Origin of the sequence: Streptomyces sp. NPDC048255, assembly GCF_040652415.1 — a bacterium.
Lineage (GTDB): Bacteria > Actinomycetota > Actinomycetes > Streptomycetales > Streptomycetaceae > Streptomyces.
This window is the reverse complement of record NZ_JBEZMA010000046.1, coordinates 44,820-60,263: the sequence shown is the minus strand read 5'-3', so window position 1 is coordinate 60,263 and position 15,444 is coordinate 44,820. Positions and strand designations below refer to the sequence as shown.

The 15,444-nt window shown below is 71.6% G+C and carries 12 protein-coding genes; 10 read left to right on the top strand and 2 right to left on the bottom strand.

Annotation, left to right across the window (positions count from 1 at the left end):
- Positions 1-472: 472 nt before the first annotated feature.
- Entirely contained in the window at positions 473-1,918 is a 1,446-nt protein-coding gene (locus tag AB0D94_RS28360) for an aldehyde dehydrogenase family protein (protein ID WP_362057097.1), read from the top strand.
- Positions 1,919-1,955: 37 nt separating this feature from the next.
- Entirely contained in the window at positions 1,956-2,120 is a 165-nt protein-coding gene (locus AB0D94_RS28355) for a hypothetical protein (protein WP_362057094.1), read from the top strand.
- 100 nt (positions 2,121-2,220) lie between these two features.
- On the opposite strand, the gene AB0D94_RS28350 is transcribed toward AB0D94_RS28355, so the two are convergent.
- On the bottom strand, positions 2,221-4,665 hold the full coding sequence (locus tag AB0D94_RS28350) for a hypothetical protein (RefSeq protein ID WP_362057091.1): 2,445 nt from the start codon (positions 4,663-4,665) through the stop codon (positions 2,221-2,223).
- 39 nt (positions 4,666-4,704) lie between these two features.
- The gene (locus tag AB0D94_RS28345; protein ID WP_362057088.1) at positions 4,705-5,430 is read right to left on the bottom strand and encodes a PQQ-binding-like beta-propeller repeat protein; all 726 of its coding nucleotides are present in this window, start codon (positions 5,428-5,430) and stop codon (positions 4,705-4,707) included.
- Positions 5,431-5,662: 232 nt separating this feature from the next.
- Between AB0D94_RS28345 and AB0D94_RS28340 the strand changes: the two genes are divergently transcribed.
- The 8 genes from AB0D94_RS28340 to AB0D94_RS28305 all read left to right on the top strand — a co-directional run bounded on the left by AB0D94_RS28340 (position 5,663) and on the right by AB0D94_RS28305 (position 15,433).
- Complete coding sequence (locus AB0D94_RS28340) at positions 5,663-5,800, top strand: hypothetical protein (protein WP_362057085.1); 138 nt, start codon at positions 5,663-5,665, stop codon at positions 5,798-5,800.
- A gap of 272 nt (positions 5,801-6,072) precedes the next feature.
- Positions 6,073-6,411 carry a hypothetical protein gene (locus AB0D94_RS28335; protein WP_362057082.1) on the top strand — a complete coding sequence of 113 codons (339 nt, stop codon included), beginning with the start codon at positions 6,073-6,075 and terminating at the stop codon, positions 6,409-6,411.
- 747 nt (positions 6,412-7,158) lie between these two features.
- Positions 7,159-9,126, top strand: coding sequence for an acyl-CoA dehydrogenase family protein (locus AB0D94_RS28330; protein WP_362057079.1), 1,968 nt, complete (start codon positions 7,159-7,161; stop codon positions 9,124-9,126).
- 67 nt (positions 9,127-9,193) lie between these two features.
- Complete coding sequence (locus AB0D94_RS28325) at positions 9,194-10,540, top strand: hypothetical protein (RefSeq protein ID WP_362057076.1); 1,347 nt, start codon at positions 9,194-9,196, stop codon at positions 10,538-10,540.
- Between the two features lie 20 nt (positions 10,541-10,560).
- On the top strand, positions 10,561-11,814 hold the full coding sequence (gene dxr / locus AB0D94_RS28320; RefSeq protein ID WP_362057073.1) for a 1-deoxy-D-xylulose-5-phosphate reductoisomerase: 1,254 nt from the start codon (positions 10,561-10,563) through the stop codon (positions 11,812-11,814).
- Complete coding sequence (locus AB0D94_RS28315) at positions 11,811-13,112, top strand: site-2 protease family protein (RefSeq protein ID WP_362057070.1); 1,302 nt, start codon at positions 11,811-11,813, stop codon at positions 13,110-13,112. The genes dxr and AB0D94_RS28315 overlap by 4 nt, the downstream gene beginning before the upstream one ends.
- 175 nt (positions 13,113-13,287) lie before the next feature.
- Positions 13,288-14,445, top strand: coding sequence for a flavodoxin-dependent (E)-4-hydroxy-3-methylbut-2-enyl-diphosphate synthase (gene ispG, locus AB0D94_RS28310; RefSeq protein ID WP_362057067.1), 1,158 nt, complete (start codon positions 13,288-13,290; stop codon positions 14,443-14,445).
- A 142-nt stretch (positions 14,446-14,587) separates the two neighbouring features.
- Entirely contained in the window at positions 14,588-15,433 is an 846-nt protein-coding gene (locus AB0D94_RS28305; RefSeq protein ID WP_362057064.1) for a GNAT family N-acetyltransferase, read from the top strand.
- Positions 15,434-15,444 lie beyond the last annotated feature (11 nt).

The window sequence follows — 15,444 nt, the reverse complement described above, 5'->3', positions numbered from 1 at the left end:
GGCTTCGGAAGCGAGGCCTTGCGCCCGTTGGGACTCGTGGTGGAGGGGAGTGGTGCCGCGCAGGGGTGTCCCCGCAGGACGAGCGCGCAACCTGGGCTGATGGCGTCGGGTCGGGCTCAGTGCGCGAGCCGAGGAGACACCCCGGAGGGGCACCGCGGACCGACCCCACCGACCAGGCCCCGGCAAAGCCGAACCGCACACCGAGCCGCCCCGCAGGGGAAACGGAGGCCCAAATCCAGCCCCGCCGGCGTTTGAGGCGCGGGGTCCGGGGCGGAGCCCCAGGGGCCGGGCGCAGCCGGACCCGCACGGCGCAGCGGCGGCCGGGCCGACCCGCAGGGCACACCGCGACACTGACAAAGCGGCGCGGCCCGGCCGGCAGGTACTACACGCCGGATAAACGCCGAATCCCCGGCGGAGTCCTACGGTGGAGGGGACAAGGACCCACCGCACACTCCGAAGGGCCGGGATTCGCATGACTTCCACCCACGCCTTCTGGCTCGCCGGCCGCCAGGCCACCGGCGAGGACAGCTTCGACGTCCACTCCCCGTGGGACGGCCGCCTCGTCGGCACGGTCAGCGTGCCCACCGACGCGCAGGTCGAAGAGGCCGTGGCCGCGGCGTACGCCGTGACGGCGGAGTTCTCCGCGACCCCCGCCCACGTACGGGCCGCCGCCCTGGACCACGTGTCCAAGCGTCTCACCGAGCGCACCGAGGAGATCGCCCAGCTGATCTCCGCCGAGAACGGCAAGCCGGTCAAGTGGGCGCGCGGCGAGGTCGGCCGTGCGGTGTCCGTGTTCCGGTTCGCCGCCGAAGAGGCCCGCCGCTTCAACGGCGGAGAGGCCCAGCGCCTCGACACCGACGCCGGCGGCGTCGGCCGTCTCGCCCTCACGCGCCGCTTCGTCAAGGGTCCGGTCCTCGGCATCGCGCCGTTCAACTTCCCGCTGAACCTGTGCGCCCACAAGGTGGCCCCGGCCATCGCCGTCGGCGCGCCGATCATCCTCAAGCCCGCCCCGGCCACGCCCCTCTCCGGGCTGATCCTGGGCGAGCTGCTCGCCGAGACCGACCTCCCGGCCGGCTCCTGGTCGGTCCTGCCGGTGGCGAACGACAAGATGCCCGCCCTGGTCAAGGACGAGCGCCTGCCCGTCATCTCCTTCACCGGCTCCGACACCGTCGGCTACGCCATCCAGCAGTCGGTGCCCCACAAGCACTGCACGCTGGAGCTCGGCGGCAACGCCGCGGCCGTGGTCCTGGACGACTGGGCCTCCGAGGCCGACCTCGACTGGGCCGCGACCCGGATCGCGACCTTCTCGAACTACCAGGCCGGCCAGTCCTGCATCTCCGTGCAGCGCGTGATCGCCGACGCCACCGTCTACGACCGCCTCGTCGAGAAGGTCGTGGCGAAGGTCCAGGCGCAGGTCACCGGCGACCCCTCCGACTCGGCCACCGACGTCGGCCCGCTCGTCTCCGAGGCCGCCGCCCAGCGCGTCGAGTCCTGGGTGGACGAGGCCGTCTCCGCCGGGGCCAAGCTGCTCGCCGGCGGCAAGCGCGAGGGTGCCTCGTACGAGCCCACCGTCCTCGCGGAGGTCCCGGACGGCGTCAAGCTGGCCACCGAGGAGGTCTTCGGACCGGTCCTCACCCTGAAGAAGGTCGAGAACACCGACGAGGCCTTCGCCGCCGTCAACGACTCGAAGTTCGGTCTCCAGACCGGCGTCTTCACCCGGGACATCCAGACCGCGTTCCGCGCCCACCGCGAGCTCGAGGTCGGCGGCGTGATCATCGGCGACGCGCCGTCCTACCGCGCCGACCAGATGCCGTACGGCGGCGTCAAGCAGTCCGGCGTGGGCCGCGAGGGCGTCCGCTACGCGATGGACGACTACACGTACGAGCGAGTCCTGGTCCTGACCGGCCTCGACATCTGATCTCGTACGGCCCAAAAGCCGACGGCCGGAGCCTACTGTGCGGGGGCTCCGGCCGTCCCCCTATCCCCCCTTTCTCACCTGCGAGAACGGGAACGCCAACGGCCTGACCGACGTCCTGACCTTCGGCGACACCGAGGACGTCCTCGCTGCCTTCGGACGGGAGCCGACCGGCCCCGGCCTGTTCACCATCGACCTGCCCTGACCTGCAACTCTTCGGCCCACGTGGGGCCGTGATCCTCCCCAGGGTCACGGCCCCACACGCCTGTCCAAACCCTCCACCCGGCCAGCTTCACCTGTCAGAGCTACGGGACCGTGGACAGGTCGATCCGGAACATCCCGCGCCCGTGCGTCACGCACACCAGCGTCTCGTCCATCCAGAACAGATCGTCGACCGAGCAGTTCGTCGGCCCCTCGTTGGTCGGCGACCAGCTGGCGCCGGCGTTCTCGCTGGCGAACAGCCCGACCTCGGTTCCGGCGTACACGAACTTCGTCTGCCGCGGATGGACCGCGACGGCCCGGATCGGCGCGGGCGGCAGCGTGGTGGCGAGGTCGGTCCAGCGCGCACCGCCGTCTGTCGTCATCCACAGGTTCCCGCGCTCGTACCCGCCGAAGGAGACGTACACGGTGTCCGGGTCCGTCGGGTGCACGGTGATGCACAGGCAGCCGCGCCGCGGGGTCAGCGGGCTGGGACCGGTGATCCCGACGCGTTCCCAGGCGGGGGTCGTCGCGGTGCCGTCGGTGGTACGGAAGACCATGCCGTTCATGTGGCCCACCCACACATGGTTGGAGTCGCCGGGGGCCACCGCGATCGCGCTGATCTTCGATCCCGTGCTGGGTTTGATCGCGTCCCAGCGGGGACCGGAGGTGAAGGTGGTCGGCTGCTTGGCGTTGTTCGTCCGCCACAGCGACAGACCGCCCGCGAGAATCCGGTTCTCGTTGTTCGGGTCGAGGACGAACGGTGCGATGAAGAGGGCGCCGGCGTTGCCGTTCATGGCGTCCGTGATGCGGAACGGCACCGGCTTCCAGACCCATCCCTGCCCGGGGACGAACACGTTCCCACTGATGAAAGTGGCACCGAACTCGTCGTTGGAGGTGGCGCCGTCCGTATTGCGATGGAGCTGCAGATTGGTGTACTCGCCGTAGAAGACCTTCGGGTTCGTGGGGTCGGCGGCGCACCAGCCCCCGTCGCCGCCGAAGAACTGCTGCCAGCCCTGGGGGCCGAGCGCGGGGTCGAAGACGAGCGAGCCGTTGTCCTGCGCACCACCGATGATCTTGCCGCTTCCCAGGTGTCCCGCGCCGCCGTAGAACTGGGTGACGCCGTAGTTGTTGACCAGCTCCGTCCAGCCGGTGATGAACGGGGGCCGCGGCTCACTTCCCACCACGGCCAGGTCGGCCGCCTTGTAGACCCCGCCGTCGTTGGCGAAGAACACGGTCCTGTTGGTGACACCGTCGTACGACGGGTGGGAGACGATGGCGTGCTGATCCGCGTGGACCGAGCGGGGCTCGGACCAGGTGCTGATCTCGGCCAGATGATCACCGCCGTCCGTGCTGCGCCACAGGTTGATACCGCCGACCAGCACCAGATCCGAGTCGGTGGGGTCCCCCGCCCAGATGGTGTTGTCGTACCACCCCTGGTCATTGGCGAGATAGTCCGCCACCACACCGTCCGGGGACAGGTTTCGCTGACGCCGGTAGGTCGCGCCGCCGTCCTGCGACCGCCATATCTGGCCCGTGGTCATCTGCACGGACGCGTACACGATGTCGGAGTCCTGGGCGGCGTAGGCGAGCTCGACGCGCCCCATCCACGGGCCGCCGGACGCGAGCTGCCAGCTCATGCCACCGTCCCGGCTGAACCAGGCGGCTCCGTCCTGCAGCGCCCCCGCGACCGCCTTCTTGCTGTCGGACGGGTCGAAGCGGACGTCGCCGAGGGGGACGTCGAGGACCTGGGTCCATGTCGCCCGCGCCGGGTCGGCGCACCGGAAGAGCCCGGTCGAGGTGGCCGCGAGGAGGACCTTCCCGGACTGCGACACCGCGATCCGGCTGACGAACTGGAAGTCCGGGGTCTGCGTCGCAAGGATCGGCGTCCAGTCGACGGCGTTCGTCGTGACGAAGATGCCGTTGCCCCGGATGGCGTCGATGTTCCGGAACGCCTCGCCCGTGCCCACGTACATCGTGGCGGGAGCGGAGGGGTCCATCGCGATGCAGCCGCAGGCGAGGTTCTCCAGGAAGTCGTCCACGGGCTGCCAATCGGTGCCGCCGTTCTTGGTGTGCCACACGCCGCCGCCGGCGCTGACGGCCCACATCTTGAGCGGTTGCTGAGGATGGATCACCAGTCCGCGGGTGCGTCCACCGATGTTGCCGGGGCCGATCCACTCCCAGGCGGCCAGCTGCATCCCCGCCGTGGGGGCCGGGCCCCCACGGGTCCGGTGGCCGTTGGGACCGGTGGGCACGCCGGCGGTCACCGCCCCGGTGGACACACGCGCCAGCAGCGTCTCGGCCTGCCGGAACGCCTGGGCCAGCGCATGAGGTTTGACTGTGCCGTCGTCGCCGCGCTCCTGATCGACCCGGAACAGCCCACGCGCCGTCGGCATGTCGGGCTGGTCGAGACGGCGCAGGCACTTGCGCACCGCGCCGTCCGACAGGGTCTCCAGTGTGGCGTTGGTCGTTCCCCGGGCCTCGCGCAGCAACTGCACCTGCGCCACGGTGATGTGCTTGGTCTCTGCGAGCTCTTCGTCCGAGATGGTCATGGCATGCCCCTGGTAGGGATGGTTCGTGCGGGGGTCGGGCTAGGGCCGGAGCTTGGGCGCCCGCCGTGTCGTCGTGTGGTCCACCTCCACCGCCCATCGCACCGCGGCCGTCGGCGGGTCCACCGCCCGCAGGACGACTGCCCCGGAGTCCGGCTCGAAGGCGAGCTCGAGCCACTGGTCGCCGACCTGGCTGCGGTCCAGGACATCGGCGGCGGCCGGCGGTACGGGCGCCTGGGCCCCGGCGTCCAGCGCCTCGGCCTCCGGCGCGCTCAGGGACCCGGCGGCCTCGGCCTCCGGCAGGGCGTCCACGGAAGGGGCCGCGACATCGACGCGCAGGACGCCGCGCGCCTCGCGCGCGGCTGCGGCCAGGACCTGCGGGCTGGGCGCGGCGCCGCCGCGGTACGAGCCGCGGGCGTGCCAGTGGATCAGCACCGCGTCCGCGGCCTCGTCCGTCTCGGTGCGCAGAGTGAAATCAGGTGTGTCGTCGAGGGTGCACCGCACCCAGGACTCCAACGAGATTGGCTCCGATTCCCAGCGGTCCTGCCCGGTCACGGCGTCGAGCAGTACGACGGCCAGCGCCGGGGACGGTGTGATCCGCACCGCGACGACCGTGCCGGCCAGCAGTGCGCAGGGCCGCAGGCTCGGCGCGTGGTGCCACAGCACGGCGCCGTTCGTCAGGTCCAGTGCCACCAGAGCACCTTCCTGATCGTGTACGACGGCTTGCCTGCCATCCGCGTCGACGACGCCGCGCGGGACTCTCGCCATCCGGCCCCCAGGTGGGACATCGTCGGAATCAGCCAGGGCTCTTTTTCATGGTCCCTCCGGGCGGGGCGCGCGGCAAATGGGATCACGGCCGTTCGCCCCGGATCCCCCCGCCCCGCTTGATGGTTGACGCTTGTACGGCTGGCGCCTGTTGGGCGAGGCGGTTCCCGGTCGGGCCCCCAGGGAACGGACCGCTCCTTCGGGTCATATGACGGTTCGTCAAGGTGCGCAGCGAGTGCGGCGAGGCAACGTCGCCCTGCTCTCGTGCGGCACGCTGTTCTCGGCGGTACGCATCCCGGCCGCGCTCGTCGAGGCGGCGGCCAAGAGCAGTGACGCCGCGGTCATCGACCGTACCTGGCCGGCGCCTTGTTGAACGGACCGGTCATCTGCGACCGCTACGTGAGCTGGTACTACGCCCTCGTTCGGGGACCACGGGCGGAACGTGAAGCCGTGGGATGCCGATTGCGCCGCCACCGACCTCCATGTGACGGAGAGCAGCGACTCCGGCAAGGGCCGGCCGCTCGGATCGACCGCAGATCGGTGAGCGGTACCAGCGAGATGGCCGACCGGGAGGCAGAGGGCTCACCGCACGCCCCTCCGGGCAGCTCTGCCGTTGCCCGCCCGATGACTGCCTGGCTAGACGCTATGGCGTTACGAGAGACCCGGCGCGAGAGCAGGTGCGCCGGGGTGGCCTTGATGGAGCGGTACCTCGAAGCCCTTGGGCTGGGCCCGACGTACACGACGAGAGCCGGCATCGAGTACCGCACGCTCCCTGAAGGGCTGGGCTGGTGTCAGGTGCTCTACGCACCGGAGGAGGCCTGGCCACCCGGTGCGGACTTCTGCGTCGTCGTGCGCTGGCACCCGGGCAAGGCGTTCCGCCGGGACAGCCGGACCGGAGCCGTCCCAGCCGGCGCCGAAACGCACTGGAAGGAGCGCACGCAGGCGACGGTGTCGGCCCCTGGGTGGGGTTTGTGGCGGCGGTGACCGCCGCGAGCACCGCGTCTGCACGCACAAGAGGACATCCTCGTGTGGCACCTGGAGCAGGGCGAAGTGCGGCAGTGGCGGCCGCCGTTCGGCGCCTGGGCAGGTGCGGCCGCTGCCCGACCCCACTGCGATCAGCTGGGCTACCGATATCCGGCGCGCGACCCTGTCCGGCTCGTCGCCGCCGCCCTCGACGCCGCCTGTAGCCAGCGCGACGTCCACGCGGTAGGGACGGTGACCACGACGGACGCCCTGCCGGTCCTGTGGCCCCCGTTCGCGGAAATGTGCGTACGCGTGCTGTGGCAGCCGGACGCGCGCTTTCAGCGCCTTCCTGACGGCACGGTCCCTGCCGGGGCCGAAGACCACTGGTCCGACGGCCTCCGATACGTCCGGCAGGACCTGGAGGCCGCTGGACAACGTCCGCCAGGCCGAGCGACCTACGTCTCCGGCCTTGGACGACGACGCCGGCCTCCGCAGCTGTTCCCGGCCGCGTTCCCGTCCGTGTTCCCACGGGAACACGCTCGGCTGAGTGAGCGGGAAGATGCGGACGGGTGAGGGAGGATTCGGCCAGATGCGCGAATCGTCCGCGCAGGTCAGAGCAACATCGCAGGTCAGAGACGGTCTGAGTAACGCACTGTGCGGGGGCTCCGGCCGTCCCCTTTTCCCCGTCGCCCAGAACGGGTACGACTCACAGGTAGCACCGGCCGGTAGGCCGGTACCACCGACTCCGGCGGCGAGGTGAGCCCCCTCATGTCCGCAACACAGCCCGCACAGCCCGTACAGCCCAGCGGCACGCAGCCCAAGGTGACCGAGCGCGAGGCACGACAGGTCGCGGAAGCGGCCCGGGAACAGGACTGGCGCAAGCCCAGCTTCGCCAAGGAACTCTTCCTGGGACGGTTCCGGCTCGACCTGATCCACCCCCATCCGCTCCCCGCCGACGAGGACGTCCGGCGGGGCGAGGCCTTCCTGGCCCGGCTGCGGGAGTTCTGCGAGACCTCGATCGACGGGGCCCGCATCGAGCGCGAGGCGAAGATCCCCGACGAGACCGTGCGCGGGCTCAAGGAGCTCGGTGCGCTCGGCATGAAGATCGACCCCAAGTACGGGGGCCTCGGCCTCACGCAGGTCTACTACAACAAGGCGCTCGCCCTCGTCGGCTCCGTCAGCCCCGCCATCGGCGCCCTGCTCTCCGCCCACCAGTCGATCGGCGTGCCCCAGCCGCTGAAGATGTTCGGCACCCAGGAGCAGAAGGACGCCTACCTGCCCCGCTGCGCCACCACCGCCATCAGCGCCTTCCTGCTCACCGAGCCGGACGTGGGCTCCGACCCCGCGCGCCTGGCCACCACGGCCGTTCCCGACGGGGACGACGCGTACGTCCTCGACGGCGTGAAGCTGTGGACCACCAACGGGGTCGTCGCCGACCTCCTCGTCGTCATGGCCCGGGTGCCCAGGAGCGAGAACCACCGGGGCGGGATCACCGCCTTCGTCGTGGAGGCCGACTCCCCGGGGATCACCGTCGAACACCGCAACGCCTTCATGGGGCTGCGCGGCCTGGAGAACGGCGTCACCCGCTTCCACCAGGTCAGGGTCCCCGCCGGCCAGCGGATCGGCGCCGAGGGCGCCGGCCTGAAGATCGCCCTGACCACCCTCAACACCGGCCGGCTCTCGCTCCCCGCCATGTGCGTCGGCGCCGGGAAGTGGTGCCTGAAGATCGCCCGCGAGTGGTCGGGCGTCCGCGAGCAGTGGGGGCGGCCCGTCGCGCGGCACGAGGCGGTCGGCGCCAAGATCTCCTTCATCGCCGCCACCACCTTCGCCCTCGAAGCCGTCGTCGACCTCGCCTCCCAGATGGCCGACGAGGACCGCAACGACATCCGCATCGAAGCGGCCCTCGCCAAGCTCTACGGCTCCGAGATGGCCTGCCTGATGGCCGACGAACTCGTCCAGATCCGCGGCGGCCGCGGCTTCGAGACCGCCGAGTCCCTCGCGGCCCGCGGCGAGCGCGCCGTCCCCGCCGAACAGATGCTCCGCGACCTGCGCATCAACCGGATCTTCGAGGGCTCGACGGAGATCATGCACCTGCTGATCGCCCGCGAGGCCGTCGACGCCCACCTGTCGGTCGCGGGCGACCTCATCGACCCCGAGAAGCCCCTGGGCGACAAGGCGAAGGCGGGCGCCCGCGCGGCCGGCTTCTACGCCCGCTGGCTGCCCAAACTGGCCACCGGAGCCGGACAGGTCCCCGGCACCTACCGGGAGTTCCACCCCGGCGGCCACCCCGACCTCGCCACCCACCTGCGCTACGTGGAGCGCAACGCCCGCAAACTGGCCCGGTCCACCTTCTACGCCATGTCGCGCTGGCAGGGCCGCATGGAGACCAAACAGGGCTTCCTCGGCCGGATCGTCGACATCGGCGCCGAACTCTTCGCGATGAGCGCCGCCTGCGTCCGCGCCGAGCACCTGCGGGCCAAGGGCGAGCACGGCCGCGAGGCCTACCAGCTGGCCGACGCCTTCTGCCGGCAGTCCCGGATCCGCGTCGAGGAGCTCTTCGGGCGGCTCTGGACCAACACCGACGACCTCGACCGCACCGTGGTCCAGGGCGTCCTGTCCGGCACCTACACCTGGCTGGAGGAAGGCGTACTCGACCCCTCGGGCGACGGCCCGTGGATCGCCGACGCCACCCCCGGCCCCTCCACCCGGAAAAACGTCCACCGCCCCCTTCGCTGAACCGTCCCTGACCTGCGATCATCGCCGCACGCCGGACAGGCGTAGGCGCGCGGCGACGGGGAATCGGATGCATGTGGACGCGGACCGGGAGAGCAGGCGGCTGGCCTGGTGCGTGGCGCTGCTGCTGCGCCACGCACCGGACACCGTCGCGACAGGGCTGCTCGGCCGCCTCGACGCGGCCACCCGCCGCTACCTCTGCCGCGACGAGTACCTACCGGCCCCCGTCGTCACCCTGCTGCTGCGCCACGGCAGCGACGAGGACCGCCGCACCATCGCCCGCAACCCGCAGGTGCTCGGCCGCCCGCTGCCGGGCCTGCCCGGCCCCGCGCGGTACGCCGCCCGGCCCGGCCCCGCGCCCGCGCTGCTCGCCACCCTCGGCGCCGAGCTGGGCCGCGAGGCCGGGCCGGGGACTCCGCCGCTGACCGGCGCGGAGCTGATCGCCCTGCTGCGGCGGCACGGCAGCCGCCGTCCCCGCGTGCCGCTCGACGTGCTCGCCCTCCCGCACGCGCTCGACCCCGAGGTCCTGCTCCGCGAGCACGCCCGCTGCCCGCTGCCGCCCGGCTCGGTCGAGGCCCTGCTGCTGGTGGCCGGACTGGACCGGCGGGTCTGCCTGGCGCTGCTCGACACGCGCGCGCAGGACTCGTACGGCCCCCACTGGCACCGGCCCGCGGTGCGCGCGGTCCGGACCGGCGCCCTCACCTTCGACGAGCTCGCGGCGTCCGTGGCCCCGGCCCACCGGACCCTGCTGCTCGGCCAGGCGCACGGCACCGGCCGGCTCGCCTGGAACCTGGCCGAGTGGGCCGGGATGCGCTCGGCGCTGTACCGGGTGCTGCGGCCCGCGCTGGGCGACGACCCGCGGCTGTGGGCCGAGCTGCAACGGCACGCCCCCGGCTTCTCCGGAACCCTGCCCGAACTGGCGGCCGCGGTGGCGGCCGGGACCGTGCCCGCGGCCGGGCCGCCACCGGACGGGGACGGCCAGGACCTCGCCCGGGCCGTCGAGGCGCTGGCCCCCGGCTCCCCGGAGCCCGTCGGCGGCGTGCAGCGCGAGCTGGCCCTGGCCAGCCTCGCCGTGCCCAATGCCATGGGCGACCTGCGCGAGGACGTCCGGTGGGTCCGCGACTGCCTCGACCGCGGCCTGCTCACCGGCACCGACGTGATCGGGCACAAGGCCCCCGCCGCCTGGGCGCTGGACGAGGACCACTGGCTGGGCGACGTGGACCACCCCGACCGGCACGACCGGCCGCAGGCGGTCCTCGCCGCCCGGGCCGAGGCGGACCGGCTGTTCGCCGACGCCCTCGGCACGGACGCCGACGCCTGGTGGGGCGCCGCCCGCTCGCTGCCGGAGTTCGCCGGTACGCTCCCCGAACTGCTCGCCGGAGTCGTTCACGGGGACTCCGTGTCCAACCGCTCCTGACTTGCGGCAACAATGGGGGCATGAGCGACCGCCAAGCCCCCCTTGCCGATCCGCACGTCCTCTTCGACGCGTCGGCGGGCATCCGGGACATCGTCATCCTCGGGTCCACCGGGTCCATCGGCACCCAGGCCATCGACCTCGCCCTGCGCCACCCGGACCGGTTCAAGGTGACCGCGCTGTCCGCGGCGGGCGGGCGGGTCGGGCTGTTGGCCGAGCAGGCCCGACTGCTGCGGGTCGACACCGTGGCCGTGGCCCGCGAGGACGTCGTGCCGGCCCTGAAGGAGGCCCTGAGCGCCCAGTACGGCCCGTCCGAGGCCCTGCCCGAGATCCTGGCCGGTCCCGACGCGGCGACCCAGGTCGCGGCCTCCGAGTGCCACACCGTCCTCAACGGCATCACCGGCTCCATCGGCCTCGCGCCCACCCTCGCCGCCCTGAGGGCGGGCCGGACCCTGGCCCTCGCCAACAAGGAGTCGCTGATCGTCGGCGGCCCGCTGGTCAAGGAGCTCGCGAAGCCCGGCCAGATCATCCCGGTGGACTCCGAGCACGCGGCGCTCTTCCAGGCGCTCGCCGCCGGGACCCGGGCCGATGTGCGCAAGCTCGTGGTCACCGCCTCCGGCGGGCCCTTCCGCGGCCGCACCCGCGCCGAGCTCGCGGGGGTCACCGTCCAGGACGCCCTGGCCCACCCCACCTGGGCCATGGGCCCGGTGATCACCGTCAACTCGGCGACCCTGGTCAACAAGGGGCTGGAGGTCATCGAGGCCCACCTGCTCTACGACATCCCCTTCGACCAGATCGAGGTCGTGGTCCACCCGCAGTCCTACGTGCACTCCATGGTGGAGTTCACCGACGGCTCCACCCTCGCCCAGGCCACCCCGCCGGACATGCGCGGCCCCATCGCGATCGGCCTCGGCTGGCCCGAGCGGATCCCGGACGCGGCCCCTGCCTTCGACTGGACCAAGGCGTCGACCTGGGAGTTCTTCCCGCTGGACACCGAGGCTTTCCCCGCGGTGGACCTGGCGCGGCACGTGGGTACTCTCGGCGGCACGGCCCCGGCGGTGTTCAATGCGGCGAACGAGGAGTGCGTAGAGGCGTTCCTGGCCGGTCGGCTGCCGTTCACAGCAATCATGGATACGGTCTCTGCCGTGGTCGATGAGCACGGGACGCCGGACGCGGGAACTTCCCTCACCGTTCCGGACGTCCTCGAAGCGGAGACCTGGGCCAGGGCCCGGGCACAGGAGATGGCGGCTCGCGCCGCCGTGGAGGCGGGCGCATGACGATACTGCTGACGGCGATCGGCGTCGTCATTTTCGTGATCGGGCTGCTGTTCTCCATCGCCTGGCACGAGCTCGGCCACCTCTCCACGGCCAAACTCTTCGGGATCCGGGTACCGCAGTACATGGTGGGCTTCGGCCGGACCCTCTGGTCGCGGAAGCGGGGCGACACCGAGTACGGGATCAAGGCCATCCCGATGGGCGGCTACATCCGCATGATCGGGATGTTCCCGCCCGGTGAGGACGGCAAGGTCACCGCCCGTTCGACCTCGCCGTTCCGCTCGATGATCGAGGACGCGCGCTCGGCGGCGTACGAGGAGCTCCAGCCCGGCGACGAGACGCGGCTCTTCTACACGCGCAAGCCGTGGAAGCGCGTGATCGTGATGTTCGCCGGCCCCTTCATGAACTTGGTGCTCGCGCTGGCGATCTTCTTCGGCGTGTGGATGACCTTCGGGATCAACCAGACGACCACCCAGGTCGCGACCGTCTCGCCGTGCGTCATCAAGCAGAGCCAGAACCGCGAGGTCTGCAAGGACGGCGACCCGGCGGCCCCGGCCAAGGCGGCCGGACTCCAGGTGGACGACCGGATCGTCGCCTTCAACGGCCGCGGGGTGGCCGACTGGAGCGCCCTGCAGGAGAAGATCCGCGACACCGTCGGCCCCGCCACCGTCACCGTCGTGCGCGACGGGCGGGAGTTGGTCCTCCCGGTGAACCTGATCCCCAACCAGGTCGCCAAGACGGACGGCCACGGCGGGTACGTCAAGGGCGAGTACGTGACGGCCGGCTGGCTCGGCTTCACGCCCCGGAGCGAGATCGCCGCGCTGTCCTTCGGGCAGTCCGTGGACCACATGGCCGAGATCGTGGACAACAGCGTGCAGGGGCTGATCCAGCTCCCCGCCAAGGTCCCCGCCCTGTGGAACGCGGCCTTCAACGGCGCCGAGAGGGAGCCCGACTCCCCGATGGGCATCGTCGGGGCGGCGCGGATCAACGGGGAGATCGCCACCCTGGACATCCCGGCCGAGCAGCGGATGTCGATCATGCTGAACGTCCTGGGCATGTTCAACCTCTCCCTGTTCCTGTTCAACATGCTCCCGCTGCTGCCGCTGGACGGCGGACACATCGCCGGTGCCCTGTGGGAGTCGGTCCGGCGCAAGGTCGCACGGCTCTTCCGGCGCGCCGACCCGGGCCCGTTCGACGTGGCGAAGCTGATGCCCGCCGCGTACGTGGTGGCCGGGGTCTTCGTCTGTTTCACCCTGCTCGTCCTCGTGGCGGACGTGGTGAACCCGATCAAGATCACCTAGCCGCGGACCGGCGTACTGCGCGCGTTCAGGGGCCGGGCACGCATCGTGCCCGGCCCCCTACGTTCGGGTGGCACACCCGTCCGGATGCGTGGGGGCGGCGGGGATTGGCGTAATCTCGGAGCCTGGAGCCCGCCGATCTCGGGACCTTGATCCACACCTTGGGGTTGCACAGCAGATGACTGCCATCTCTCTCGGAATGCCGGCCGTGCCGACGAAGCTTGCCGACCGCAGGGTCAGCCGCAAGATCCAGGTCGGTTCCGTGGCCGTCGGTGGCGACGCACCCATCTCGGTGCAGTCGATGACCACCACCCGTACCTCCGACATCGGCGCCACGCTCCAGCAGATCGCAGAGCTCACCGCCTCCGGCTGCAACATCGTCCGGGTGGCCTGCCCGACCCAGGACGACGCCGACGCCCTCGCCGTCATCGCGAAGAAGTCGCAGATCCCGGTGATCGCGGACATCCACTTCCAGCCCAAGTACGTGTTCGCCGCGATCGACGCGGGATGCGCCGCTGTCCGCGTGAACCCGGGCAACATCAAGCAGTTCGACGACAAGGTCAAGGAGATCGCCCGGGCCGCCAAGGACGCGGGCACCCCGATCCGGATCGGCGTGAACGCGGGCTCGCTCGACGCCCGGCTCCTGAAGAAGTACGGCAAGGCCACCCCCGAGGCGCTGGTCGAGTCCGCGCTGTGGGAGGCCTCCCTCTTCGAGGAGCACGGCTTCAGCGACATCAAGATCTCGGTCAAGCACAACGACCCGGTCGTGATGGTCAACGCCTACCGCCAGCTCGCGGCCGCCTGCGACTACCCGCTGCACCTGGGTGTCACCGAGGCGGGCCCCGCCTTCCAGGGCACCATCAAGTCGGCCGTCGCCTTCGGCGCGCTGCTCTCCGAGGGCATCGGCGACACCATCCGCGTCTCCCTCTCCGCCCCGCCGGTGGAGGAGATCAAGGTCGGCATCCAGATCCTGGAGTCGCTGAACCTCAAGCCGCGCCGCCTGGAGATCGTCTCCTGCCCGTCCTGCGGCCGCGCCCAGGTGGACGTGTACAAGCTGGCCGAGGAGGTCACGGCGGGCCTGGAGGGCATGGAGGTCCCGCTGCGCGTCGCGGTCATGGGCTGCGTCGTCAACGGCCCGGGCGAGGCCCGCGAGGCCGACCTGGGTGTGGCCTCCGGCAACGGCAAGGGCCAGATCTTCGTGAAGGGCGAGGTCATCAAGACCGTCCCGGAGTCGAAGATCGTGGAGACCCTCATCGAAGAGGCGATGAAGATCGCCGAGCAGATGGAGAAGGACGGCGTGATGTCCGGCGAGCCCACCGTCGCCATCGGAGTCTGAGTCCTCAGGGACCGTGCGGCCCGGCCCCGTCCCCCCATCCGGGGGGCGGGGCCGGGCCTTTTTTGTGATCCGTGGGACGCGGCAACCTCCAGCGACGCCGGGTACAGTGCGGAGACCAGCAGACTTGTACGGTGAGGCCCCAGTGTTGACGCAGACCACCACCCGGGTCCTTGAGCCCAGTGATCTCGACGCCGCGCTCGAAGTCCTCGGACGCGAGCCGGTGGCGAACGCCTTCGTCACCTCCCGGGTCCAGGTCGCCGGACTCGACCCGTGGCGCCTGGGCGGCGAGATGTGGGGCTGGTACGCGGGCGGCGAGCTCCGCTCCCTCTGCTACGCCGGCGCCAACCTGGTCCCCGTCTGCGCCGGACCCGACGCCGTGCGCGCCTTCGCCGACCGGGCCCGCCGCACCGGCCGCCGCTGCTCCTCCATCGTCGGCCCCGCCGACGCCACCCGGCTGCTGTGGCAGCTCCTGGAGCCCAGCTGGGGACCGGCCCGCGACGTCCGCTCCCGCCAGCCGCTCATGATCATCGAGGAGCCGTCCGCCACGGTCCGGGCCGACCCGCTGGTCCGCCGGATCCGCAAGGACGAGATGGACCTGATCATGCCCGCGTGCGTGGCCATGTTCACCGAGGAGGTCGGCATCTCGCCGATGGCCGGTGACGGCGGGCTGCTCTACCAGGCCCGGGTCGCCGAGCTCGTCGGCAGCGGCCGCTCCTTCGCCCGCGTCGAGGACGGCAAGGTCGTCTTCAAGGCGGAGATCGGCGCCGCCACCGCACGGGCCTGCCAGATCCAGGGCGTGTGGGTCGACCCCGAGTTCCGCGGCCGGGGCCACTCCGAGAGCGGGATGGCCGCCGTCGTCGCGTACGCCCTGCGGGACGTGGCGCCCGTGGTCAGCCTCTACGTCAACGACTACAACACCGCCGCGCTGGCGGCCTACCGGCGGGTCGGCTTCCGCGAAGTCGGCGCCTTCATGAGCGTCCTCTTCTGACCGGACACCAG

Bases quoted from the DNA above. Each gene is read 5' to 3' on its own strand.
- AB0D94_RS28360 (WP_362057097.1), top strand. From the start codon at position 473: ATGACTTCCACCCACGCCTTCTGGCTCGCCGGCCGCCAGGCCACCGGC.
- AB0D94_RS28350 (WP_362057091.1), bottom strand. From the start codon at position 4,665: ATGACCATCTCGGACGAAGAGCTCGCAGAGACCAAGCACATCACCGTG.
- AB0D94_RS28345 (WP_362057088.1), bottom strand. From the start codon at position 5,430: ATGGCGAGAGTCCCGCGCGGCGTCGTCGACGCGGATGGCAGGCAAGCC.
- AB0D94_RS28335 (WP_362057082.1), top strand. From the start codon at position 6,073: ATGGCGTTACGAGAGACCCGGCGCGAGAGCAGGTGCGCCGGGGTGGCC.
- AB0D94_RS28330 (WP_362057079.1), top strand. From the start codon at position 7,159: ATGTCCGCAACACAGCCCGCACAGCCCGTACAGCCCAGCGGCACGCAG.
- AB0D94_RS28325 (WP_362057076.1), top strand. From the start codon at position 9,194: ATGCATGTGGACGCGGACCGGGAGAGCAGGCGGCTGGCCTGGTGCGTG.
- dxr (WP_362057073.1), top strand. From the start codon at position 10,561: ATGAGCGACCGCCAAGCCCCCCTTGCCGATCCGCACGTCCTCTTCGAC.
- AB0D94_RS28315 (WP_362057070.1), top strand. From the start codon at position 11,811: ATGACGATACTGCTGACGGCGATCGGCGTCGTCATTTTCGTGATCGGG.
- ispG (WP_362057067.1), top strand. From the start codon at position 13,288: ATGACTGCCATCTCTCTCGGAATGCCGGCCGTGCCGACGAAGCTTGCC.